This window comes from Mesorhizobium sp. WSM2561, assembly GCF_000513915.1.
GTDB classification, from domain to species: Bacteria; Pseudomonadota; Alphaproteobacteria; order Rhizobiales; family Rhizobiaceae; genus Mesorhizobium; species Mesorhizobium muleiense.
Genome location: NZ_AZUX01000023.1, coordinates 86,608 through 110,638 on the forward strand (window position 1 = coordinate 86,608; position 24,031 = coordinate 110,638).

The 24,031-nt window shown below is 62.6% G+C and carries 21 protein-coding genes; 9 read left to right on the forward strand and 12 right to left on the reverse strand.

Annotated elements, in window-relative coordinates; translation table 11 throughout:
• Positions 1 to 3: 3 nt before the first annotated feature.
• Positions 4 to 252 (reverse strand): hypothetical protein, encoded by a 249-nt coding sequence (locus tag M727_RS40190; RefSeq protein WP_198032662.1) that lies wholly within the window; start codon positions 250 to 252, stop codon positions 4 to 6.
• Between the two features lie 160 nt (positions 253 to 412).
• Here M727_RS40190 and M727_RS0120320 point away from each other — a divergent pair, with 160 nt between their 5' ends.
• Both M727_RS0120320 and M727_RS0120325 read left to right on the forward strand, forming a co-directional pair.
• Positions 413 to 1,480 carry an aldo/keto reductase gene (locus M727_RS0120320; RefSeq protein ID WP_027154207.1) on the forward strand — a complete coding sequence of 356 codons (1,068 nt, stop codon included), beginning with the start codon at positions 413 to 415 and terminating at the stop codon, positions 1,478 to 1,480.
• A 63-nt stretch (positions 1,481 to 1,543) separates the two neighbouring features.
• Entirely contained in the window at positions 1,544 to 2,809 is a 1,266-nt protein-coding gene (locus tag M727_RS0120325) for a cysteine desulfurase-like protein (protein WP_027154208.1), read from the forward strand.
• An 11-nt stretch (positions 2,810 to 2,820) separates the two neighbouring features.
• Here M727_RS0120325 and M727_RS0120330 read toward each other — a convergent pair whose 3' ends face one another.
• The 5 genes from M727_RS0120330 to M727_RS0120350 form a co-directional block, all read right to left on the reverse strand.
• Positions 2,821 to 3,852, reverse strand: coding sequence for a histone deacetylase family protein (locus tag M727_RS0120330; RefSeq protein ID WP_027154209.1), 1,032 nt, complete (start codon positions 3,850 to 3,852; stop codon positions 2,821 to 2,823).
• Positions 3,853 to 3,861: 9 nt separating this feature from the next.
• Entirely contained in the window at positions 3,862 to 4,365 is a 504-nt protein-coding gene (locus M727_RS0120335; RefSeq protein ID WP_027154210.1) for a GNAT family N-acetyltransferase, read from the reverse strand.
• Between the two features lie 214 nt (positions 4,366 to 4,579).
• Positions 4,580 to 5,509 carry a 3-keto-5-aminohexanoate cleavage protein gene (locus M727_RS0120340; protein WP_027154211.1) on the reverse strand — a complete coding sequence of 310 codons (930 nt, stop codon included), beginning with the start codon at positions 5,507 to 5,509 and terminating at the stop codon, positions 4,580 to 4,582.
• A 9-nt stretch (positions 5,510 to 5,518) separates the two neighbouring features.
• Positions 5,519 to 6,898 carry an aspartate aminotransferase family protein gene (locus M727_RS0120345; protein ID WP_027154212.1) on the reverse strand — a complete coding sequence of 460 codons (1,380 nt, stop codon included), beginning with the start codon at positions 6,896 to 6,898 and terminating at the stop codon, positions 5,519 to 5,521.
• A gap of 1 nt (position 6,899) precedes the next feature.
• Complete coding sequence (locus M727_RS0120350; protein ID WP_027154213.1) at positions 6,900 to 8,540, reverse strand: N,N-dimethylformamidase beta subunit family domain-containing protein; 1,641 nt, start codon at positions 8,538 to 8,540, stop codon at positions 6,900 to 6,902.
• Positions 8,541 to 8,696: 156 nt separating this feature from the next.
• Here M727_RS0120350 and M727_RS0120360 point away from each other — a divergent pair, with 156 nt between their 5' ends.
• From M727_RS0120360 to M727_RS0120390, 7 genes are all read left to right on the forward strand, one after another.
• Positions 8,697 to 8,945 carry a ParB N-terminal domain-containing protein gene (locus M727_RS0120360; RefSeq protein ID WP_027154214.1) on the forward strand — a complete coding sequence of 83 codons (249 nt, stop codon included), beginning with the start codon at positions 8,697 to 8,699 and terminating at the stop codon, positions 8,943 to 8,945.
• A 138-nt stretch (positions 8,946 to 9,083) separates the two neighbouring features.
• Positions 9,084 to 9,569 (forward strand): SRPBCC family protein, encoded by a 486-nt coding sequence (locus tag M727_RS0120365; RefSeq protein ID WP_027154215.1) that lies wholly within the window; start codon positions 9,084 to 9,086, stop codon positions 9,567 to 9,569.
• Between the two features lie 26 nt (positions 9,570 to 9,595).
• Positions 9,596 to 10,552: an alpha/beta hydrolase gene (locus tag M727_RS0120370; RefSeq protein ID WP_027154216.1), complete on the forward strand. Its 957-nt coding sequence runs from the start codon at positions 9,596 to 9,598 to the stop codon at positions 10,550 to 10,552.
• A gap of 183 nt (positions 10,553 to 10,735) precedes the next feature.
• Entirely contained in the window at positions 10,736 to 11,134 is a 399-nt protein-coding gene (locus tag M727_RS0120375) for a GFA family protein (RefSeq protein ID WP_027154217.1), read from the forward strand.
• A gap of 121 nt (positions 11,135 to 11,255) precedes the next feature.
• Entirely contained in the window at positions 11,256 to 11,504 is a 249-nt protein-coding gene (locus tag M727_RS0120380) for a hypothetical protein (RefSeq protein ID WP_027154218.1), read from the forward strand.
• A 213-nt stretch (positions 11,505 to 11,717) separates the two neighbouring features.
• Complete coding sequence (locus tag M727_RS0120385) at positions 11,718 to 12,734, forward strand: GH25 family lysozyme (protein WP_027154219.1); 1,017 nt, start codon at positions 11,718 to 11,720, stop codon at positions 12,732 to 12,734.
• A gap of 150 nt (positions 12,735 to 12,884) precedes the next feature.
• Positions 12,885 to 15,080, forward strand: coding sequence for an esterase-like activity of phytase family protein (locus tag M727_RS0120390; protein WP_027154220.1), 2,196 nt, complete (start codon positions 12,885 to 12,887; stop codon positions 15,078 to 15,080).
• Positions 15,081 to 15,482: 402 nt separating this feature from the next.
• Here M727_RS0120390 and M727_RS41610 read toward each other — a convergent pair whose 3' ends face one another.
• The 6 genes from M727_RS41610 to M727_RS0120420 form a co-directional block, all read right to left on the reverse strand.
• Positions 15,483 to 16,253: a hypothetical protein gene (locus M727_RS41610; RefSeq protein ID WP_156941567.1), complete on the reverse strand. Its 771-nt coding sequence runs from the start codon at positions 16,251 to 16,253 to the stop codon at positions 15,483 to 15,485.
• 110 nt (positions 16,254 to 16,363) lie between these two features.
• Complete coding sequence (locus tag M727_RS0120400; RefSeq protein ID WP_027154222.1) at positions 16,364 to 20,131, reverse strand: vitamin B12-dependent ribonucleotide reductase; 3,768 nt, start codon at positions 20,129 to 20,131, stop codon at positions 16,364 to 16,366.
• A 696-nt stretch (positions 20,132 to 20,827) separates the two neighbouring features.
• Complete coding sequence (locus M727_RS0120405; protein WP_027154223.1) at positions 20,828 to 21,316, reverse strand: NUDIX hydrolase; 489 nt, start codon at positions 21,314 to 21,316, stop codon at positions 20,828 to 20,830.
• Positions 21,317 to 21,532: 216 nt separating this feature from the next.
• The gene (gene gpt / locus M727_RS0120410) at positions 21,533 to 22,033 is read right to left on the reverse strand and encodes a xanthine phosphoribosyltransferase (RefSeq protein WP_023798205.1); all 501 of its coding nucleotides are present in this window, start codon (positions 22,031 to 22,033) and stop codon (positions 21,533 to 21,535) included.
• A gap of 159 nt (positions 22,034 to 22,192) precedes the next feature.
• Positions 22,193 to 23,026, reverse strand: a complete 834-nt coding sequence (locus tag M727_RS0120415; protein WP_027154224.1) for a universal stress protein — start codon at positions 23,024 to 23,026, stop codon at positions 22,193 to 22,195.
• A 170-nt stretch (positions 23,027 to 23,196) separates the two neighbouring features.
• Positions 23,197 to 23,940: a competence/damage-inducible protein A gene (locus tag M727_RS0120420; RefSeq protein ID WP_027154225.1), complete on the reverse strand. Its 744-nt coding sequence runs from the start codon at positions 23,938 to 23,940 to the stop codon at positions 23,197 to 23,199.
• Positions 23,941 to 24,031: the final 91 nt, after the last annotated feature.

The window sequence follows — 24,031 nt, forward strand, 5'->3', positions numbered from 1 at the left end:
TGACTAACGTGAGGACATTTCGCGGGCGACGCGCGGAAAATCGGCTGGTTTGATGCCGATGTCGGCACGGTCGGCATTGCTCATCGAATGAAGCAGCGCCAGAGCCGCCCGGTAGCGCAGATGTTCCTGCGGACGCGGACGGGCGAACATTTCAGTGAGGAAACCCATATTCAAGCCCCTGGTTGGTCCTCCCAAGCCCCAATATAGGCAAACAATGACAATTGTGCATTGCAGCATCAGCATGGCAGCCATGCCGCACTGATTTTTTTGACTTCGCCGAGCGCGCCGCTTCGGCCTCTCGGAAAAGTCGCTGGCCACTGGCCGGAGGGTTGGAGGCAGCCCGCGCATTCCTGTATGCTGCGGCTTCCTTCCCGCGCAGCCGCGCAAAAGAGTTCCCGCCGGAGAAAATTCCATGCAAAAACGCCGCCTTGGTCGGACCGACCTTCTTGTTTCCCAGATCTGCCTGGGGTCGATGACCTGGGGCCAGCAGAACACCCAAGCGGATGGCCACGCCCAGATGGATCTGGCATTTTCGCGCGGCGTCAACTTCATCGACACCGCCGAGCTCTACCCGATCCCGCCCAAGGCGGAGACACAAGGCTGGACCGAGAAGATCATCGGCAGCTGGATGAGGGCAAAGGGCAACCGCGATCAGGTGATCCTCGCCTCAAAAGTGGTTGGCCGCACCGCCAACACATGGTTTCGCGGCGATCGCCCGTCGAAGCTGGTGCGCGCCGACATCTTCGATGCCGTCGAAAAATCGCTGACCAGGCTCAACACCGATTATTTCGATCTCTATCAGATCCATTGGCCGGAACGGGACGTGCCCTGGGGCGCCAATCCGAACCGCGTCGGCGCCGCGCCGCTGCGCGCCGATTCCGCCGGTGCACCGGGCGGCGAGACGCCGATTTCCGAGACGCTCGCCGTCTTCGACGAATTGGTCAAGGCCGGAAAAATCCGCCATTTCGGCCTGTCGAACGAGAGTTCGTGGGGCGTCATGCGGTTCGTCGGCGAAGCCGACAAAGGCGTCGGCCCGCGCCTGGCGTCGCTGCAGAACGCCTATAATTTCGTCAACCGCGGCTTCGAGGTGAACCTTGCCGAGGTCTGCGAGCGCGAACAGGTTTCCCTGCTCGCCTATTCGCCGCTGGCGCAAGGTTACCTGACCGGCAAATACGATCATGGAGCGCGGCCGCAAGGCTCGCGTTCTCAGCTTTTCAACCGCGGCCAGCGCTACGAGACGCCCAATGCCGCGGAGGCGCAGCTCGAGTATAACGGACTGGCGCGCACTTTCGGCATGGAGCCGGCACTGTTTGCCAACGCCTATGTCACGAGCCGGCCGTTCGTCACTTCGAGCATCATCGGCGCGACGACCCTTCCGCAGCTCGAAATGGCACTGTCGTCCGCCGATGTCGTCTGGACCGAGGATATGCAGAAGGCGGTCGATGCAATCCACCAGCGTGTCGGCAACCCGTGTCCGTGAGCTGCTTTCCGGCGCCGCTGTAAGGTGTGATTGCCAAACGATTACAGTAGGGAGGGAGAAAAAGTGAGTTTTCCGATTGAGGTCGTGCGCGAGAAATTTCCGGCACTGTCGCTGACCGACAAGGGCCGTCGCCGCATCTATCTCGACAACCCTGCCGGCACGCAGGTGCCGCAGGCGGTCGCAGACGCGGTGTCACGTTGCCTGCTGACAACAAACGCCAATCTCGGCGGCTTCTTCGAAACCACGATCGCGGCGCAACAGATCGTCGATGACGCCCATGCGGCGATGGCCGATTTCCTCGGTGCTGCAAGCCCGCAGGAAATCATCATCGGCGCCAATATGACGACGCTGACTTACCACATGTCGCGCACCCTCGGCCGCACGATGAAACCCGGTGACGAGATCATCCTCACCCGTATGGACCACGAGGGCAACCTTTCGCCGTGGCTGCAGCTCGCCGAAGATCTTGGCCTTGTCGTGCGCTGGCTGGCTTTCGATGAGCAGAGCTGGCAGATCGAGGAGGCGGCGCTTGCTGCGCTGCTCACCGACAGGACGCGGCTTGTCGCCTTGAACTACGCCAGCAATCTGACCGGCTCGATCAACCGGGTGAAGGCGCTGACCCGCATCGCCAGGCAGGCCGGCGCGCTGGTCTATGTCGACGCCGTGCAGTTCGCGCCGCACGGCCTGATCGACGTGCAGGACATTGGCTGCGATTTCCTGGCCTGCTCGGCCTATAAATTCTTCGGGCCGCACATGGGCATAGTGTGGGGCCGGCTGGATGTCATCGACGCGCTGAAACCCTACAAATGCCGCTGTTCGTCCAATGCTCTGCCGGAGCGGTTCGAACTCGGCACGCCGCAGATCGAGCTGATGGCCGGATTGACGGCCGCGGTCGATTATTTTGCGGAGCTGGGCGCCGCTGCCGGTGATGATGGTTCGCGACGTACCAGGATGGTCAAGGCGTTTGAAATTTCAATTGCTTACGAGAACAGGCTGACGCAAAAGCTGATCGACGGCCTGTTGGCCATTTCAGGCCTGACCATCCACGGCATTACCGATACGGCGCGTGTCGGTGAGCGCGTGCCGACGGTTTCGTTCACCGTCGACGGCATCGTGCCGGAGACGATCGTAAGGCAGATGAATGCGGAAAACATCTTCCTGTGGTCCGGCCACAACTATGCCTGGGAGATCGTCCACCAGATTGGCATTCCGGCCGAGCAGGGTGTCGTGCGCATCGGCATCGCCCATTACAATACGGCGGCCGAGATCGATGAGACGCTGGAGAGCGTGCACCGGGTTATCGCGATGCTGCGACAGGAGCGATCCTGACGCCGCTGATATCACTGCTTCTTGCCGCCGCCGAACCCGGTGAGGAAGGCAGTAAGATTGTCGCCGAGTTCGTCGCAGAGATAGCCGCCTTCCTGGACGATGACCGTCGGCAGGCCGTGACCGGCGATAGCCTCGCCGATGCGCGAGAAGCCTGGCGTCGTCACCGATAGTCCGCCGAACGGATCGGCTTCGAAGGCGTCGAGGCCGAGCGCCACGACAAGTGCTTCCGGCGCAAAGGCGCGGATGCGCTGGAACGCCACGTCGAGTGCTTCCAGGAACGCGGCATCGCCGGATTTGCGCGCCAGCGGCAGGTTAAGATTGTAGCCGAGACCAGGCCCTTCGCCGCGCTCGTCGGCATGACCCCAGAAGAACGGATAGAAGCGAACGGGATCGGCATGCAGCGAGACGGTGAGCACGTCCGGCCGCGCATAGAAAATGCCTTGCGTGCCGTTGCCGTGATGCAGGTCGACGTCGAGGATCGCCACCCGCGCAGCTTGCCTGCGCAGCACCTGTGCCGCGACCGCCGAATTGTTGATGAAGCAGAAGCCGCCGGCGACGTCGGCAAAGGCGTGGTGGCCGGGCGGACGGCAGAGCGCATAGGCAGCCGGCGCGCCTGACATCACGCCCTCGGCGGCTTCAACCGCGCTCCAGGCGCTCCATAGCGCGCTCCGCCAGGTCTCGCCGGAGATCGGGCAAGCGGTGTCGGCCATGTGGTAGCCGGCCTGGCCGACCGCCGAGGCCGGATAGGAGCCGCCCCGCGCGATCGGATGGATGTTGGGGATCACTTCGGCCGAAGCGCCTTCGATGCGCTGCCAGCGCACGAAGATGTGCTCGAGAAAATCGAGATATTCGGGCGTATGCACCGCGGCAACCGGACCAAGCCCGTGATCTCTCGGCCGTTCGATCGTGCAGCCGGCAGCCCTAGCGCCGGCGAGCAGCCGTTCGGCGCGCTCCGGCTTTTCCGGATTGGGCTTTTGGGCGCCGCTGGAGAGGAACGCCTTGGGATCGTGGCGCTGCTGTTCTTCGGCATAGAAGGCTTTCATCTTGGCTCCTCATTCCTCTGGTGCATCGGCGAAGGCAAAGAACGCGTCGCCGACGATCTTCTGCACCTGCTCGTAGCTCGACCTAGCAATGCCCAGCCTTTCGTAGAAGGCCTTGGCGGTTTCATTGTCGCTGTCGACGGACAGTCGGAGATAGGCGCCGCCGTCCTTCCGGCACTCTCGGGCGACACGCCGCAGCAGGCGTTCGCCGATCCTGCGGCCGCGAAACCGATCTTCGACATAGAGATCCTGCACATAGACGCCGGGCCGCCCCATCCAGGTCGAGAAGATCGGGAAATGCAGGCACAGGCTGGCAAACTCGCCGTCGACTTCGGCGATCAGAGTCGAGAAGGTAGGTTTTTCGCCAAAGCCATAGGTGCGAAGGTCTTCGGGCGTTGAGGTGATTTCCTGATGCGCGCCGGTATGGGCGCCAAGCCGCAGGATCGCGGCATGGATGGTTTCGACGTCCTCGATGCGGCCGGGGCGGATGATGACGTTTGTTGATGGCGTAGTCACGACAGGCAGGGCGCCCAGGCACCCCCCTCTGGCCTGCCGGCCATCTCCCCCTCAAGGGGGGAGATTGGCAGCTTCGGTCTTGTCGCCAATTCTGCAACGTCGGCAATTGGCGAAAGCCGCCGCAGTGATATCCAATCTCCCCCCTTGCGGGGGAGATGGCCGGTAGGCCAGAGGGGGGTGGGACGGAACGCAAGCATCTCAGGCCAAAACCATCTCAGAACGCCACCCGATCGCCGCCCTTGAGCGCCAGCATCTCGCGCGCCTCAGTGGGCGTGGCGACGTCCAGCGACAGCCCGTCGAGCACGCTGCGGATGCGGCGCACCTGGTCGGCATTGGACTTTGCCAACTGGCGGCCGTCGTAAAGGCTGTCCTCCAGCCCGACGCGGACATTGCCGCCCATCGCCGCCGCAATCGAGATCATAGGCATCTGGTGGCGCCCGGCGGCCAGCACCGAAAACTGGTAGCTGTCGCCGAACAGTTTGTCGGCGATGCGCTTCATATGGACCAGATTGTCGGGATCGGCGCCGATACCGCCGAGAATGCCGAACACGAACTGGATGAACAGAGGTCCCGACACCAGACCTCGATCGCGAAAATGTGCCAGTGAGTAGAGGTGGCCGACATCGTAGCATTCAAATTCGAAGCGTGTGCCGCAGCCCTTTCCAAGTCTTTCGAGCACGGTCTCCATATCGGCGAAGGTGTTTTTGAAGATCGTGTCGCGTGTCGCTTCCAGCAGCTTCGGCTCCCAGTCGTGCTGCCACTCCCTTGGCCGGTCGAGCATCGGGAACAGCGCGAAATTCATCGAGCCCATGTTGAGCGAGCACATTTCGGGCTCGGCCCTGAGCGGTGCGGCCAGCCGCTGGTCGAGCGTCATCAGCGATGAGCCGCCGGTGGTGATGTTGATCACCGCTGATGTCGCCTGCTTGATGCGCGGCAGGAACTGCATGAACACATCAGGATCGGCGATCGGCCGCCCATCCCCGGGGTCGCGGGCGTGAAGATGCAGGATCGAGGCGCCGGCTTCGGCGGCGGCGATCGCGTCTGCGGCGATCTGATCCGGCGTTACCGGCAGGTGCGAAGACATCGACGGCGTGTGCACCGACCCGGTGACGGCACAGGTGATGATGACTTTTCGCGGCGCCATGGCTGGCTCTCAGCCTTCGATCGGCAGGTCGAGTTCGCCGGCCAGCACCTGCAGCGAGTCACCGATGATGGCGACGATCTCACCGACCTGTTCCTTGGTGACGATCATCGGCGGCGCCACCATGAAATTGTCGCCGTCGACGCCGCCCTTGACCTTTCGCCCATAGATGATCAGGCCGCGCTCATAGGCGAGGTCGAGCAGGCGCTGGGTGGCCTTCTTCGCCGGTGCGATCGGCCGCAGCGTATCAGGGTCGGCGACCATCTCGGCACCGAGCAGCAGGCCCTTGCCGCGCACGTCGGCGATAAACGGAAACCGCTTGGCCAAGCCCTTCAACTCAGCCATCAAAAGATCGCCCATGCCAGCCGCGTTGGCGATCAGGTCGAGACGATCCATTTCGCCAAGCACGGCGAGCCCGGCGGCGCAGGCGAGCGGATTGCCGGCATAGGTATGGCCATGCTGGAAGCCGCCGGAGGCGAGCAGCGGCTGCACCAGCCGCATGGATGCGGCCAGCGCGCCGAGCGGCGCATAGCCCGAGCCCAGCCCCTTCGACATCGCGACGATGTCGGGCTTGCAGTCAAAATGGTCGCCGCCGAGGAATTTGCCGGTGCGGCCCGCCCCGCTCATCACTTCGTCATGGATGAGCAGGATGCCGTAGCGGTCGCAGATTTCGCGGATGCGCGGATAATAGCTGTCCGGCGCCACCAGCGCCGCGGTGGCGGCGCCGCCGACCGGCTCCATGATGAAGGCGAGCACGCTTTGCGGCCCCTCGGCGAGGATCTTCTCCTCCAGCATATCGGCGTAGCGGATGCCGCGCTGTTCCATCGAGAGATTGTCGCGGTCGCGCCAGGCTGCCGGCGCCGGCACGATCGGCATGACCTGCATCATCGGCGCAAAGGTTTCGGCCAGCGCATCGTCGCCGGTGACGGCGAGCGCCCCGAGCGTGCCGCCATGATAGGAGGGAAAGCGCGTGATCACCTTCCAGCGGCTGGCCTGTCCGGTGGCGACAGCCCATTGCCGCGCCAGCTTGACGCAGGATTCCGTCGCTTCCGAGCCGCCCGAGACGAAAAAGATGCGGTCCAAGCCTTCGGGCAGCTTTCCGGCCAGTTCCCGTGCCAGGTCCTCGGCCGGCTCGTTCTCGAAATGCAGCCGGTAGGCGAAGGTGGCGCGATCCATCTGCCGCTTCATCGCATCGAGTACGTTGCGGTTGGAATGACCGATATTGGCGACCATCGGTCCGCTCGACCCGTCGATGAAGCGGCGGCCGTCCTGCGTCCAGATGTAGATGCCTTCGGCGCGGTCGACCAGCGGCCGGCGCAGGCTGGACAGATAGAACAGATGCGACGGCAGGCGCGTCTCGGTATCCGGGGCAGGGGTCTGGGACTTCAGCATGTCAGGACTTTCCGAGATAGCGGTCGAGTACATTCCTGGTGACGCGCTCGACCATCGCGTCCTGCCTTAGCAGGCCGGCGACCCATTCGCAGCTTCCGGCGTGGAACACCTCGCCCTTGCCGCGCCGGAAATTGACGATCATGCCGTTGCCGCGCTTGACCTTGTCGAGATTGGCGTCGCTCGCCTCGCCGAACAGCGTTTCGGCGGTGAAGCGTCCATCCTCGTCGCCGAGAAACTGGTGTTCGAACGGGATGTCGGCGCTCTCCTCGACTTGCGCAGCCATGCCGACCGCAAGGATTTCCAGCCCATCCGGCGCGCCGCTGTCGGGCGTCGGGTAGGGCAGGCCGCCGTGGATCTCGTGGTCGAGCCCGTCGACCTCATAGCCATAGACATGGCTGTCGGCGCCGAGCAGGTCGCCGTAATAGATGCCTGTGCCGGCGAACGCCCAATGCTCAGGCCGGTAGACAGGAAAGCCGCGCACGCCGCGCGGTGCGCAACCGCCCCAGCCGGCGTAGATGCCCCTGGTCGCATTGAGCCCGAAGGTCGTCGCACCCGGCCGGCCGATTTCCGGTGCTTCCCAGGAGTTGGTGGCGCGGGTCACGTCGCCGCCGCGATAGACCGGATCCTCGGCACGGGCGCGGTATTTGTAGCAGACCTGGCGGCGGCCCTCGTCCTCCAGTCTGGTCTGCCACATGAAATTGCCGGCGAAGCGTGCCGCGCGACCGCCGCGCTCGACATAGGCGTCGACAGCGTCGCGCATCTCCCAGGTCCAGTATTCGTCATGGCCGACGAAGACGACGCAGTCATAGCCGTCGAGGATTTCGGGCGAGAAATGCAATTCGTGCTGGCTGGCAAGGTCGACCGCATAGCCGGCACGCTCGGCAAAACGAAAGAAGTGGCTGTCATAGCTTGCCCAGCCGGACGAGGCATATTTCTTCGAATGGCCGGTGGCGAAGGCCCATTCCATATGCGGATAGCGCGGCACGGTTTTGGGCGCCACGGCGACCTCGAGCGGCACGCGCGGCGCCTCCTTCGGCAGGACAACAAAGCCGCGGCACCATGGCCGCTGCGTCGACACCATTGGGGCATACTGGTCGCGGTTAGGGCCGGTGATTCCTTCGTAATGATTGGAGCCGCCCCAGGTGTTGTAGGCAAGCCAGGTGCCGGTGGCTGCGACCTGCAGCACACCACCCCGTTTCTTGCCGGGCTGCGGGATAACGATGAAAAGATGATGGCAGCGGACCGGCTTGCCATCGCGGCCATCCGCCGTCAGCGTGACGCGGTAGGCGCCGGACGGCCAGTCGTCGCCGACGCGGAAGTCAAACGACGCGTCCCAGCCGCAGCCTGCGACCGAACATTGGTCGGGTGTGTCCTGCCAGCGTGCCGCGATGCCGGCCTTCTCGAACATTTTCGTCTCGATGCCGCCGTCGCGGACGATCGCCATGCTGAAGCTGGAGGCCGTCGAGCTGACATGCAGCGTCACCGTCTCGCCCCGACGGTATGAGAAACGGTCGCTGTAGCACCAGATCTCGCCATGTTCGCCGTCCATGCCCGGCCATTCCCAGTAGTGGCCGCGCACCGCTTGCCGGCGCTGGTGGAGCGTCAGCCCGAAATCGGGGAATTCGGTCGGCAAGTCAGTCATGGATACCGGCATGATCGAAGATCGCCATTTCGGCCATCTGCTCGGCAAGCGTCAATCGGAAACGATCGGGCCAGCGATAGCTGACAGCCGGCCTTGGCCTCGCCTGTCAAACCGACTATCTCTCAAAGGGCGGCCTTTTCCGCCGCGGGAGCCGACATGCTGAGAGTGCAAAAGGTCAGGGTGGACGACATCTACGTGCCGACCGCGCGCAGGAAGACGCTGCATCCCGAGACCGTTCGGCATCTGGCCGAGGACATTCTGGAAAACGGCATGAAGACGCCGATCCAGGTGCGCCACGACGGCAAGCGCCATATCCTGGTTGAAGGCCTGCACCGGCTGGAAGCGGCGAAGTGGCTCGGCGAGACCGATATCGACGCCTATCTGGTGCAAGCCAAGCGCCACTAAGCTCTCATTCGGCGTCCGCCGGAATCGGCCTGGCGAAGTTTTTCGCGAGACCTTGTCGGGCTGCGCGTTGCCCGCTCGTCCTTGAGACGGAAACCGGCATTCAAGCCAACTCTTTAGCAAGCAAGTGAGGAGACCATCATGACGACCAAGCTCGACATCGCCCCCAGCTCCGACCGTGAACTGGTTCTCGCCCGCATCATCGATGCGCCGCGCGAGAACGTCTATCGCTGCTGGACCGAGCCGAAGCTCGTGACGCAATGGTTCGCGCCAAAGCCGTGGACGACGCCGCGCGCCGAAATGGACGTGCGCACCGGCGGCTCCAGCCTGGTCGTCATGGCCGGACCCGACGGCAACGAATTCCCGAACCCCGGCGTCTTCCTCGAAGTCGTGCCGGGCAAAAAGATCGTTCTCACCGACGCCTACACAAAGGCCTGGGAGCCTTCCGAAAAGCCGTTCATGACGGTCGTGCTGACCTTTGAGGATGAGGGCGAGGGCAAGACCCGCTACATCGCCCGGGTTGCGTATTGGTCGGTCACTGACCGCGAAGAGCACGAGAAGATGGGCTTTCACGAGGGCTGGGGCCAGTGCGCCGACCAACTCGAAGAAGTCGCCAAGCGGCTTTGATATCGGCGGGACGCAAGGAGATCGAGATGTCCAGATCGATGTTTTTCGCCATTTTCGCCTCGGCTGCGGCGCTCTTCGCCGCGCCGGGCGCCACCAAAGCCGAGGACGCAAAGCCGTCCATGACCAGCGAAACGAAAGCCATGCCGAAGCCGGCGAAATCCGGCCTGCTGCCGATCAACGGCCTGAATTACTATTACGCCGTCTATGGCCGGGGCGAGCCGCTGCTTCTGCTGCATGGTGGGCTCGGCACCACCGACATGTTCGCGCCGATCCTGCCGAAGCTTGCGGAGAACCGCACCGTCATCGGCGTCGACCTGCATGGTCACGGCCGCACCGCGCTCGGCGACCGGGCGTTGAGCCTGGAGGCGATGGGTGACGACATGGCGGCGATCGTCAAGGCGCTCGGCTACGACAAAGTCGACGTCATGGGTTACTCGCTGGGCGGCGGCGTCGCCTTCCGCATGGCCGTCCAGCATCCCGAGACAGTGCGCCGGCTGGTGCTGGTCTCGACCGGCTATGCCTCGGACGGCTTCTATGCCGACATGCGTACTCAGCAGGCGCAGGTCGGCGCGGCGATGGCCGACATGATGAAGGACACGCCGATGTACAAATCCTACGTGGCGCTCGCGCCGCACCCGCAGGATTTTCCAAAACTGCTCGACCAGCTGGGCACCCATATGCGCAAGGACTACGACTACTCCGCCGAAGTGGCGAAGCTGAAGATGCCGGTCATGCTGGTGTTCGGCGACAGCGACATGTATCGTCCCGAGCACGAGATCAAGTTCTACCAGATGCTCGGCGGCGGGTTGAAGGACGCCGGCTGGATGCGCGAGAACCTGTCGCAGAACCGCCTGGCCATCCTGCCGAACCGCACCCACTACGACGTGTTTTTCGCACCGGAACTGGTGACCGCCGCACTGCCCTTCCTCAATGGCGAGACCAAGGTCAAGACCTGGGACGAGATCGTCAGAGAAACGCACTGACCGCCTGACAACGCCTGCCGGCCGTCCTCCCGCGAGATGGCCGGCGACGCTCTGGCATCGCGCCTGATCGCGCGTTCGGCCTGCCGCATCACGCCAACAGATGGCGCCATCAAAGCTTTTCAATTGACGCTCCTATCCCGGCAGCTACCTTCCTGACAATCCTCAGAAAGACGGGCTAAGGCAATGGCGAAATATCACGGTGGCTGCCTGTGCGGGGCAGTGCGCTACCGCACTGAGGCCGCGCCCATCAACGAGCGCGTCTGCCATTGCCGGCTTTGCCAGAAGGCGCTGGGCGCGGCCTTCAACGCCCGCGTGCTGTTCCGTATCGACGATGTGACCATCGACGGGCCGGTGGCGACGGTGAATTCCTCGCCCGATCTCAAGCGCGGCTTCTGCCCGGGCTGCGGCACGACGATGTTTTCCCGGCGCGACTCCGCCGGCATCATCGGCATCACCTCCGGCTCGCTCGACGATCCTTCCATGTTCAAGCCGCAGATGCATATCTGGACCGCCTCGAAGCAGCCTTGGGTACAGCTCGATGACGGACTGCCGCAATATGAAGGCGCCCCGCCGCCCAACTGAGGCGCAGGGCGTGCCCAAAATTTTTTCGTCCGGAACACGAGATAGCCGGCAAAGCGTCATTGGCGAGCCATCATTGCCGCCTATCTATTGCCTGCGGGTCGGCAGTCGAAGGAGGCGACGGATGAACGACAGAATTAACACCCTGGATGAGCTTTTGAGCGATCCGATGGTCAAGCTGGTGATGGAGCGTGACCACGTGCAGCCGGCCGAGCTTCGCTCGCTGCTCGAAGAAAAGGTTCGCCGGGATGATGATGCGTCGGTCAATCCTGTCACCGATCGCCCAAACTCCGATCGCCTTGGCACCGACCGCTCGGTCCCGCCCGCTCATATGGTAGCCGAGAGCTGCCACAAGCTATGGTTGTGCGGCTAGGCAGCGGCATGCAGGCGTCGGCGATCCTTCGCGCCCTTTCTGTCCTGCGGCGTTTCCAGGCTCTCACCGCTACGGTGATAGAGCGAGCGCCTTGCCCAGCGCCCTAACAATTTGATTCAAACTTTGTTGGTAATTTCTCGTTAGTAATCCGGACTGGTTTGTCCGGCGGCGTCGTCTTGCCCTCGGTCTGTTGTGTTCTGCGTACAGGTCCAGATGCGGTTATCAGGCGTCGTCATCTTCTCGATCGCGTCACTTTGCCTTGCCGGCTGCACGTCCACGTCCGGCGTCGACGCGCTGCAAGTGCCGTCCAGCGAGACGACCAGTTCGGTTGTGCGGCCGCCCGCGCCGGTGGCGTCGGTCGGCGCTGCCGATGTCGAACCCGACTTCGCGCCGGAGGAGGCGACGGAGCAGACTGTGGCAATGGCCACTCCGGAGCCTATGGAAAGCATCGAACCGCCCGCCGAGCCGATTGCCCTGGTGGCGCCGACGCGGCTGACACGGGCAGCACCGATGCTCGCCGAGCCGGTCCAGCGCTATCGTTTTCGCGACGCCAAGCCGATCAATTTCGGCAGGGCCTCGCCCAGACACCTCGCCGTTCACGGCGTCGACGTGTCGCGCTGGCAAGGCAACGTGAACTGGGCGAAGCTGCGCGCGCAGGGCGCGAACTTCGCCTACATCAAGGCGACCGACGGCGGCGATCACCTCGACCCAATGTTCAGGAAGAACTGGCGCAATGCCGACGCCGCCGGCCTCAAGCGCGGCGCCTATCACTTCTTCTACTGGTGCCGCACCGCTAGTGAGCAGGCCGACTGGTTCATCCGCAACGTGCCGAGGGTCGAGGGCGCCTTGCCGCCGGTGATCGATGTCGAATGGAACGGCGAATCCAGCTGCAAGCGGCGGCCGTCGCGGCAGAAGGTGCTGGAGAAGATGCAGGTCTTCATGGACAAGCTCGAGCGCCACTACGGCCAGCGGCCCATCATCTACACCGCGCCTGATTTCTACCGCGACAATCTCAGAGGCGCATTTCTGGACCATCCGTTCTGGCTGCGCGCAGTGGCACAGCACCCGTCAAAGGTCTATCCCGGCCGCAAATGGGTGTTCTGGCAGTATTCCGGCTCCGGCCTGTCGCATGGGGTGAGGGGCCGCATCGACCTCAACGTTTTCCACGGCGACGAGAGAGCCTGGCGGAACTGGGTTGGCGGGCGGCAGATGGTGGCCGAGGCGGAGTAGGCGGCCGAAGAAGCGCCCATTTGCAGGCCAGCATGAGGTGAATATCGACGGACCTGACCGCCCGTCGCGGAAGTGTCATCGAACCGTCATCGCATTGAAATGTCGTTCCCGCAAAGCAGGTGGCTTCCATTCGAACAGGAGACGCCGCCCGTGCCCCGCCATTCCGCGCTTTTCGTCCTGACGGCAGCGCTTGCTGCCTCGGTTTCGCTGCCGGCCCATGCCGACATGATGTTCAACCGGGTCGCGAGCTTCGCAGTCGCCGGTAACCTGCCGGCAGACTTCGAGAAGACCACGCCGACTTCGTCCGAGATCATCACGGCGAGCGAAGACGGCATGACGCTGGTTTATTCCGATAGCCCGCTCGGTGCGGTCGGCTTCATCGACATCGCCGATCCCAAGGCGCCCAAGGCCGGCGGCATCGTCAAGATAGCAGGCGAGCCGACCTCGGTTGTGGTCATCGGCGGCAAGGTGCTGGCCGGCGTCAACACGTCGGAAAGCAAAGCCAGGCCTTCGGGCAACCTCAGCGTTATCGACCTTGCCTCCAAGGCGATCGAAAGCACTTGCGACCTCGGCGGCCAACCGGACTCGCTGGCGTTCAGCAAGGACGGCAAGTTTTTGGCCATCGCCATCGAGAACGAGCGCGACGAGGATCTGAACGACGGAGAAATTCCGCAGATGCCGGCGGGCGACCTTAGGATTTTCACGCTTGCCGAAAGCCAGCCTGATTGCGCGACGATGAAGACAGTCAACCTGGCGGGCATTGCCGAAGTCGCTGGGGAAGATCCCGAGCCGGAATTCGTCGCCTTCAACGAGGCCGGCGAGATCGCGGTCACGCTGCAGGAAAATAACCACATCGCCATCGTCAACGCCGAAACCGGCGCGATCGTCACGCACTTCTCCGCAGGCTCGGCCACTCTGGACAAGATCGACACCAGGAAGAACGGCGCCTTGTCCTTCGATGGCAAGATCGAAAATGTCGCGCGCGAGCCCGACGCCGTGAAATGGCTCGACAATGACCGCCTCGCCGTCGCCAACGAAGGCGACTACAAGGGCGGCTCGCGCGGTTTCACGATCTTCAGCAAGAAGGGCGAGGTGCTCTACGAATCCGGTTCGTCCTTCGAGTACCAGGTCGCCAATGCCGGCCATTATCCCGACGACCGCAACAAGAAGGGCGTCGAGCCGGAAGGTCTTGAGACCGGCACGTTCGGCGAGGACAGGCTGCTGTTCGTCGCTTCCGAGCGTGGCTCCGTTGTCGGCGTCTACAAGGACACGGGTGCGGAGCCAGGGTTTGTCCAGATCCTGCCGTCCGGCATCGGCCCGGAAGGCCTGGTCGCGATCCCGTCGCGCAATCTCCTGGTCACCGCCAACGAGGCCGACCTGGTCGAGGACGGGCTCGCCCGCTCGCACGTGATGATCTACGAGCGCTCCGAAGGCCCCGCCACTTACCCGATGATCACGGCAAACCTTACGGCAGACGGCACGCCGCTCGGCTGGGGCGCGCTTTCGGCGCTCGCGGCCGGCGACACTGCCGGCAAGCTGTTCGCTGCCTCGGACTCGTTCTACGCCAACGCGCCCTCTATCTTCGAGATCGATGCCACCCAGACGCCGGCGCTGATCACCGGCAAGACCATCGTCACGCGTGATGGCCATCCTGCACAGAAGGTCGACATCGAGGGTCTTGTCGCCGACGAAGGCGGCTTCTGGCTGGCCAATGAAGGCGATCCGGCAAAGCTCGTCCCGCACGCCATCCTGCGCGTCGACGACAAGGGCGAGATCAAGCTGGAAATCGGCTTCCCGACGGAATTGCTCGCGCACCAGAGCCGCTTCGGTCTGGAAGGCATCACCGCGATCGGCGAAGGCGACGACCTGACGCTGGTGATGGCCGTGCAACGCGAATGGGCCGACGACCCCAAGGGCCAAGTCAAGCTCTTGGCCTACAAGCCCAAGGCCAAGGAATGGTCGGCGGTACGCTACCCGCTCGAAGCTACCGAAGCTGGCTGGATGGGCCTGTCGGAGATCACTACGCATGACGGCAAGCTCTACATCCTCGAACGCGACAACCAGATCGGCGACCTGGCCAAGGTGAAGCGCATCTATTCGGTGGCGCTCGACGCCTTCAAACCTGCCAAGCTTGGTGGCGACCTGCCGTTGGTCGAAAAGACGCTGGTGCGCGACATTGTCGGCGACCTGAAATCAGCCACCAACGGCTATGTCATCGACAAGGTCGAAGGGTTCACCATCGACAGGAACGGCGATATCTTCGTCGCCACCGACAATGACGGCGTCGATGATTCTTCCGGCGAAACCCTGTTTTTACGCCTGGGCAACATCAGCGCCGTGAACTGAGGGTGTTTCCCTCCCCCTTGAGGCCCCCTTGAGGGGAGGGGTGGGGCCGCTTCGGCCGCGCGCGACTTCCTCCCGGACGGACAATCCGACCAACAGCCGCAGTGTTCTCGCCGCGGCTGTTTTCGTTGGCGAGATCGCGACGATTTCCGCGAAACCCAAGCCAGCACATCGGTTGCGATGGCTTTGCACCGTATCGATGAAGATCACGTCGGCCATGGCGACGAGAAGGCCTGGCGGACCGGCGGCGGAAGTAGAGTGCGGAAGTCGCGTCACTTGCGATTAGCTGCCGGCTCCTTGCCTTCGTCATCGCAGAGCGGAGCGAACGCGAAGCGGAACACAGACTCGAGGATCCGCGCCATGACGTGGAAACGAAACGTGCGGTGGGTGGCCCAACTCGCGGTTCTAACCAACCTGTATGCCGACACCACAGCCAGCCATACGACTACCTTCGAGTGTCATACCGCCAAATTTGATGTTGCGTTCGTTGAACTTGACGGGCACTGGTGCAGGCATTTTGCCTGTAAAGAAGCAGAAGACGACGTTTTCTTCAGTAGGAATTCCAAATTCGGCAGAGATAGCCTGCTCATCTGGGTTCAACATTCTTCGATCTTTAAATTCGATTCTGATGTCAACCTGATGAATGGCCGATTTGAACACGAGTGTTCGTGCTGATGGCGGTGCCTCGATATCATCTACATTTATTCTTGCCATCCAATCGTTCATTCGCATAGCAAAAATTCTATTCATGCAAATGTCATATATGTTTAATGATAATGTATCACATTCTGAATCGTCTTTTTCAAAATAAACAACATCTATTCCTCCTACGCGAAGCATACTCCCGCATCGATAGGCATAATTCCCACCGCAAGCCAATACGGTGTGTTTCCTTCGCCATTGAAAGCTACTTTGTACAGAAGCATGGTTGGCCTGCTTCAGACTCAAAAGTTGGTCGTTTGTGAATGCACCTGAGTCAGCGGCAGCGTGATGCACAGCACACAATGCGATCATGCCCTGTTGATCGTGGTGTTTTTGCTCAGCCCAAGTAGGGTTGAAATGGTGATATTCCAAGTGCGGAGAGCCGCACATCGGACATCCAAAGCCGACTTCCGCTCTAAGCCGCCGCCGAACTTCAGCCGGCGGTGTTCTTGAGATCGATTTGACTTCTGACATTTGACGTCTCTGGCTGGCTATGGGTACTGTACCTCTTTGCTCTTGCTACCATTTCGGCCCGATCTTGCGACCGGGCCGATGAGGTTACGCTCTAGCGCTGCAGATTTTCCTCAGCTACATCCGCTCGTCGAGCCACAGGTGTCGCACTTCTCGCACGTGCCGTTCCGCACCATCGTAAAATTGTGGCATTCGGAACATTCGTTGCCGGTGTAGCCCTGCATTAGGGATTGCTGGCGCCTTGTAGCCGCAAGCGCCTTGGCCTCGGCCGCTTCTTTCGCGGCCTCGTCGGTGAACAGCCCAGTCGGGTCGGTTGCTTCCTCGTAGACGATGTCCTCGACCAGTTCCTTCGCCCGCTCCTCGTAGTCTCGCTTATAGGCGATCGCTTCGTCGCTGGCCGGCTTCAGCGCCAGCACGTTGGAGCCTGAGAACGCCGTCGGCGCCGAGCGAGTGGGAGCGGGAGAGGGACTTGAACCCCCGAACCCCTTGGGGTCGGCACCCATGCCCGACACCAGCTTGACCGGCGAGACGCCGCGCGTCAGTCCCTTCGAGAACGGCGTTGCCTTGCCTTCGTTGATGCCGCGGCCGAGCGCGGTCTTGTCGAAATCCGACTGGTCGACATGGGCGAGGTCGTGGCGGGCAAGATAGGACACGGCAAGCTCGCGGAACACGTAGTCGAGGATCGACGTGGCGTTCTTGATCGCGTCGTTGCCCTGCACCATGCCGGCCGGCTCGAATTTGGTGAAGGTGAAGGCTTCGACATATTCCTCGAGCGGCACGCCATATTGCAGGCCGAGCGAGATGGCGATGGCGAAGTTGTTCATCATCGCCCGGAAGGCCGCACCCTCCTTGTGCATGTCGATGAAGATCTCGCCAAGGCGACCGTCGTCGAATTCGCCGGTGCGCAGATAGACCTTGTGGCCGCCGACGACCGCTTTCTGGGTATAGCCCTTGCGGCGGTTCGGCAGCTTTTCGCGGTCGCGATAAAGGCGTTCGACGACGCGTTCGACGATCTTTTCGGTCACCTGAACGGCGCGCTGTGAAGCAGGTGCTGCGATCAGCTGCTCGACGGCATCGTCCTCGTCGTCTTCGACGTCGGCAAGCAGCGAGGCGTTGAGCGGCTGCGAGAGTTTCGAGCCGTCGCGATAGAGCGCGTTGGCCTTCAGCGCCAGCTTCCACGACAGCATGTAGGCGCCCTTGGCGTCTTCCACCGTCGCGTCGTTCGGCATGTTGATGGTCTTGGAAATGGCGCCGGAGATGAAGGGCTGCGCCGCCGCCATCATCTGGATGTGGCTGTTGATCGACAGTGAACGCTTGCCGATCTTGCCGCACGGGCTGGCGCAGTCGAACACCGGCAGATGCTGGTCTTTCAGAAATGGTGCTCCCTCGAGGGTCATCGCACCGCAGACATGGATGTTGGCGGCCTCGATGTCCTTCTTCGAGAAGCCGAGCGCCGGCAGCATCTCGAACGAGAAATCGTTGAGCTGCTCGTCGGTGAAGCCAAACGTCTCCTTCACCCAGTCGGCACCCAGCGTCCACTGGTTGAAGACGAACTTGATGTCGAAGGCCGACTTCAACGCTGCATTGAGCGCTGCGATCTTGTCGTCGGTAAAGCCCTTTGCCCTGAGCGAGCCGGGGTTGATGGCAGGCGCCTGGTTCAGATTGCCGTGGCCGACCGCATAGGCCTCGATCTCGGCGATCTGGCTTTCCGAATAGCCGAGCGTGCGCAGCGCTTCAGGGACAGCGCGGTTGATGATCTTGAAATAGCCGCCGCCGGCCAGCTTCTTGAATTTCACCAGCGCGAAGTCGGGCTCGATGCCGGTGGTGTCGCAATCCATGACTAGGCCGATCGTGCCGGTCGGCGCGATCACGGTCGCCTGCGCATTGCGGTAGCCATGCTCCTCGCCGAGCTCGATGGCGCGGTCCCAGGCAGCCTTGGCATGGGCGGCAAGCTCCGGCTGCTTCAGGCCGGAGGCGACCAGCGGCACCGGGTTGACGGCGAGTTTCTCGTAGCCGTCCCTGTCGCCATAGGCGGCACGGCGATGGTTGCGCATGACACGCAGCATGTTCTGGGCATTGCGGTCGTAATCGGGGAAGGCGCCGAGCTCGGCGGCCATTTCGGCCGAGGTGGCATAGGCGGTGCCGGTCATGATGGCGGTGAGTGCTGCGCAGATGGCGCGGCCCTCGTCGGAATCATAGGGAATGCCCGAGGTCATCAGCAGGCCGCCAATATTGGCGTAGCCGAGGCCGAGCGTGCGGTATTCGTAGGAGAGCTTGGCGATCTCCTTCGACGGGAACTGCGCCATCATGACGGAAATTTCCAGCACCATGGTCCACAGCCGAACCGTGTGCTCGTAGGCAGCGATGTCGATGGTGCCGTCGGCGTTGCGATAGGGCAGCAGGTTGATCGAGGCCAGGTTGCAGGCGGTGTCGTCGAGGAACATGTATTCCGAGCACGGGTTGGACGCCCGGATCGCACCGGCCGCGGCGCAGGTGTGCCAGTCGTTCATCGTCGTGTTGAAGTGCAGGCCCGGGTCGGCCGACGCCCAGGCGGCATAGCCGATCTTCTCCCACAGATCCCTGGCCTTCAGCGTCTTCATCACCTTGCCGTCCTTGCGGGCGGTGAGATGCCAGTCGCCGTCCTGCTCTACGGCGCGCAGGAAATCGTCCTTCAGCGAGACCGAATTGTTGGAGTTCTGGCCCGAAACCGTGAGGTAGGCGTCCGAATCCCAGTCGGTGTCGTAGGTCTTGAACGACATCGAGGTGTAGCCCTGCCTGGCGAACTGGATGACGCGGTAGATGTAGTTCTCCGGCACCCCGTCCTTCTTGGCCAGCTTGATCTCACGCTTCAGCGCGGTGTTGATGGCCGGGTCGAAGCAATCGTGGTCCTGGCCTTCGCAGTTGATGCAGGCCTTCATGATCGCTTCAAGGTGCTTCTTGACGATCTTCGAGCCGGTGACCAGCGAAGCGACCTTCTGCTCCTCATTGACCTTCCAGTCGATGAACTCCTCGATATCGGGATGGTCGGCGTCGACGATGACCATCTTTGCAGCGCGGCGCGTCGTGCCGCCCGACTTGATGGCGCCCGCCGCGCGGTCGCCGATCTTGAGGAAGCTCATCAGGCCGGACGAGCGGCCGCCGCCGGACAGTTTTTCGCCTTCGCCGCGCAGGAACGAGAAGTTGGAGCCGGTGCCGGAGCCGTATTTGAACAGCCGCGCTTCACGCACCCACAAATCCATGATGCCGCCTTCGTTGACGAGATCGTCCTGCACGCCCTGGATGAAGCAGGCATGCGGCTGCGGATGCTCGTAGGAAGACTTCGACTTGGTCAGCTTGCCGGTGAACGGGTCGACATAGAAGTGGCCCTGGCTCGGGCCGTCGATGCCGTAGGCCCAGTGCAGGCCGGTGTTGAACCATTGCGGCGAATTCGGCGCAACGCGCTGGGTGGCCAGCATATAGGCGATCTCGTCGCGGAAGGCGCGCGCGTCTTCCTCCGACTTGAAGTAGCCGCCCTTCCACCCCCAATAGGTCCAGGTGCCGGCGAGGCGGTCGAAGACCTGGCGGGCGTCGATCTCGGAGCCGTAGCGCTCGGCCTCCGGCAGCTTTGCCAACTCGACCTCGTCGGCGACGGAGCGCCACAGGAAGGAGGGAACGTCGTTCTCCTCGACCTTCTTCAGCCGTGCCGGCACGCCGGCCTTGCGGAAATACTTCTGCGCCAGGATGTCGGCGGCAACCTGGCTGAACTGCGCCGGCACATCGATATTGTCCAAGCGGAACACCACCGAGCCATCCGGATTCTTGATCTCCGAAAGCGCCTTGCGGAATTCGATCTCCGAATAAGCAGACTGCCCTTGCTTGGTGAAACGACGCTCGATGCGCATTGGTCCTATCCCTTTGTGTCTAGATATAGCGCCTTTCCCAGGGGATTTCTGCCCCCATTGCGAAACGCGCATGTCCGCCGTCTGCCGGCGTTCCAAAACGGCCGGCTCCTTTTCACGAGGCTCCGCCCGCCCTGCTGGTCGAACTCCTTGCGAAGTAGTCGTCCAACGCGCCGACGGACCCTGCGGGTCCCTCAAGACTGAAACTTTTTTGCGACTCCCTCAATCGAGGGAACTTCACACTATCTAGCGTCGAACTTACCTGCAAACACTAAATATAGTATTAACAGACAATTTATTCCAGTCCGACATTTTTCCCTTTTCGTCCCCCAAAGACCCCACAATCCCGACGCCTCCGCCGGCCCCTAGCCAGGCGGAAATGCGGCCAAACGCACATAATCCGGGAAAAAGACCGGGCTCAAAACTTTCCGGTCGCACTCTCAACAGGAGCGCATGGCCTATAAAAGGCGACTCGTTTTGCGCCGTCAAGGATTCGTTTGCGTAGCTTTTGTGACCCCAACATCTTGTGTGTCACATATGTGGATAGCGGGGATAGAAGTGGCCCGCAGGATTTTCGATTTTACCCACGTGCAGGCCATCAGCCGGACAACGCATGCCAAAGCTGGAGTGGCCAAATCGATTCCCTTTGCCAAAGAACATCGCCGGTGATGCGGCTTTGGCCGGTGAGTCTATGCTTGCTCAGGAGAACTGGTGCGGGTCGGCACAGAAATAGGCGATGATCTGGCCAAGGTCCGGCTCGTTGACCATGCGCGCGGCCTCGGCTGGGCTGACCCATTTGCGGATGCGCGACCGCTTTTCCTTCCACCGGTCGGCGATCTTGTCGACCCGCAGCGGAAACACCAGGACTTCGCAAGGCACTTCCTCGCCGGAAGCCAAAGCCTTGGCATAGAAGTAGCGGCCGGCTTCGTGGTGGGAGACCATGCCGCGCAGCCCGGCTTCCTCGCCGGCCTCGCGCGCCGCCGCTTCGCAAAGCAGTTCCTTGGCCTCAGGCCAGCCCTTGGGAAGCACCCAGCGGCCGGTATCGCGGCTGGTGATCAGCATGATCTCGACGCCATGCCCGGTATCGCGCCAGGGCAATGCTGCAACCTGCAAACGGCACGGCGCTGTGCCGAAGAGCCGCTGGACCCTTTCGGCCAAATGGTTGTGCGTTACTGGCCTCGTCAACATCGGAGAAGCTTGCCCCAGCCTCCAGAATCACTTGCCGTCTCGTGAATCTTACGGCTAATCATAAGCAATAAAAGTAAAAAACCTCATACGCACGAATTAACCACACACGAGACGTCGATTCAGGAATATCGTGCGCCGCTGCACTCTTTCAAGAAGTGCGCCGGCAAGAAGGCCGCGCCGGTATGTTCCGGGAGGAGAAAAAGCAGCTGCCGCGAATCAGCCGGCGTGGTCGTCGGCGATCGGCTTCTGGTAGGTGAAGCCCATGTCCCACGGAAAATAGATCCAGGTGTCCTGGCTGACCTCGGTGACGAAGGTGTCGACCAGCGGCCTGCCTTTCGGCTTGGCGTAGACGGTGGCGAAATGCGCCTTGGGCATCATGGCGCGGACGATGCCCGCGGTCTTGCCGGTGTCGGTGAGGTCGTCGATGATCAATACGCCGGCGCCGTCATCGGCGAGCAGTGCCGGCGTGACCTCCTTCAGCACCTGCAACTGCCCCTGGCTGGCATAGTCGTGATAGGAGGCGACGCAAACCGTCTCGATGACCCGGATGCCGAGTTCACGCGAGATGATGGCGGCCGGTACCAGGCCGCCGCGCGTGATGCAGACGATCGCCTTCCATTGGCCTTTGTTGGCGCCGGCAAGCCGCCAGGCGAGCGCACGCGCGTCGCGGTGGAACTGATCCCACGAGACGGGAAAGGCCTTTTCGGGAAGGGACATTTTTCGCGCACTCCGCAGCGCGCGAAAACGCGCGCAGACACTTGAAGGAACGCGCGGAATTAACTGGAAAGCCTTGGCCCTGGCAAGGGGCGATGCAAGACGGGGCGGCGGCAGGCGATCCCTGTGGACTTGCCGCCTTTGGACTTGCCGCTTGTCGATTTACCGCGACAGGAAAGCTGCCACCGGCACTGTGCGCAGCACCGTGCGCGTGACCCCGCCGAACAGCAACTGGCGCAGCCAGGAATGGCTGTAGGCGCCGAGCACGAGCAGGTCGGCTCCGGTTTCGGCAACCCTGGTCTGGATCACCTCGTCGACCGAGTGGCCGGCCGATTGCAGCACCGAGACGCTGACCGTGGCGCCATGCCTGGACAGGGCGGCGGCGATTTCGGCGCCGGCCGCCTCCGGGGCCTCGTCGAGCGTATCCGGCGGGTCGATGACGACAATATCGGTTTTTTCGGCCTCGATGATGAAGGGCAGGGCGTCGAAGGCGGCGCGCGCCGCTTCCTTGCTGCCGTTCCAGGCGAGCAGCACATGCTTGAAGCTGGTGACGAGCGGGCCTGAGTGCGGCACGACCAGCACCGGCCGGCCGGCGTCGTAGACCAGCGTGTCGACGTCGGCGCTCGGATCGCCGCCCGTCTCGCGCTGCGCGGCGATGATCAGGTCCGCGGTGCGAACGGTTGGGATGCCGGTCAGCGCGCTGTCTCCGGAAAAGCTCTCAAGGCTGCGCCACTCGAAGGACAGGCCGGACTCCTCGACATGCCGGAGGAAAACCGCCCGCAATTTTTCAGCGCGCTCCTTGTTCATGTCGGCCGAAACCTGCAGGAACTCGGTGTCGGGAAAGCCTGTGGTCGAGGTGTAGGGGACGGGAAGCGCTTCCGCATGAATCCCGATGAGATGGCTCTCGAACTTGTCGGCAAGCGGAATGGCGCATTCGAGCACGCGCTCCGCGTCCTGTTCGTTCTGCAGTATGGCGACGATGGTCTTGAATCGCATGGTAACCCCTCAATTTGCGGGCGAGCGAAACTCGCCCGCATGAAACGTTACAGCACCATGCTTGGTTCCGGCTGATGCATGTCGCCCAAAAGCAAACCCTTGGGCACGAGGCTGCGCAGCGGCTTTGAAAGCGCGTCGCATGAATCCTCTCGGACGCGAGGCGCTTTAGATCAGCTGGCCGCGCTGGTGAGGCCTGCGACCATCGCTTCGACATCGGCGCGGGCGGCGTCCAGCGCTTGCTGGCTGCGGGCACGGACGACCAGCTCGGTCCAGAACTTGCCGTCGCCATATTTCGGGTAGGAGCCGATGATCGTGTCCGGATGCGCCTTCTGGATGTCGCCCAGCGGTCCGCCGACCAGGCCTTCGCCGAACGGACAGTGCACCGTGGCCGACAGCATTTTGGTGCCGGCCTTCAGCGTCGGCACCACATTGTCGAGCATCGCCTGGAAAATCGCCGGCACCCCGGCCATGACATGGACGTTGCCGATGCGAAAGCCCGGCGCGATCGACACCGGATTGTCGATATGGTCGGCGCCGCGCGGCATCCGCGCCATGCGCTTGCGCGCCTCGGTGTATTCGATGCCGCGCGCCGCGTAGCTCGCTTCCAGCATGGCATAGGCTTTGGCGTCGTAGTCGCAGGGCACGCCGAACGCCCTGGCAATGGCATCCGCGGTGATGTCGTCATGCGTCGGACCGATGCCGCCGGTGGTGAAGACATAGGTGTAGCGAGCACGCAGGGCGTTCACTGCGGCGACGATCTCGTCTTCCTCGTCGGCAACGATGCGCACCTCCTTCAGGTCGATGCCGATCGCCGTCATGATGTCGGCGAGGTGGCCGATATTCTTGTCCTTGGTGCGGCCGGACAGAATCTCGTCGCCGATGACGAGCATGGCGGCGGTGACGATTTCGGGCATTGGCAGGCTCCGGCATAAGGTCAGTTGAGGCAGACAAGGTCGCCCGAGGCAGACAAGGTCGCCTGGGCAGACATGGTCGCCTGAGATAACG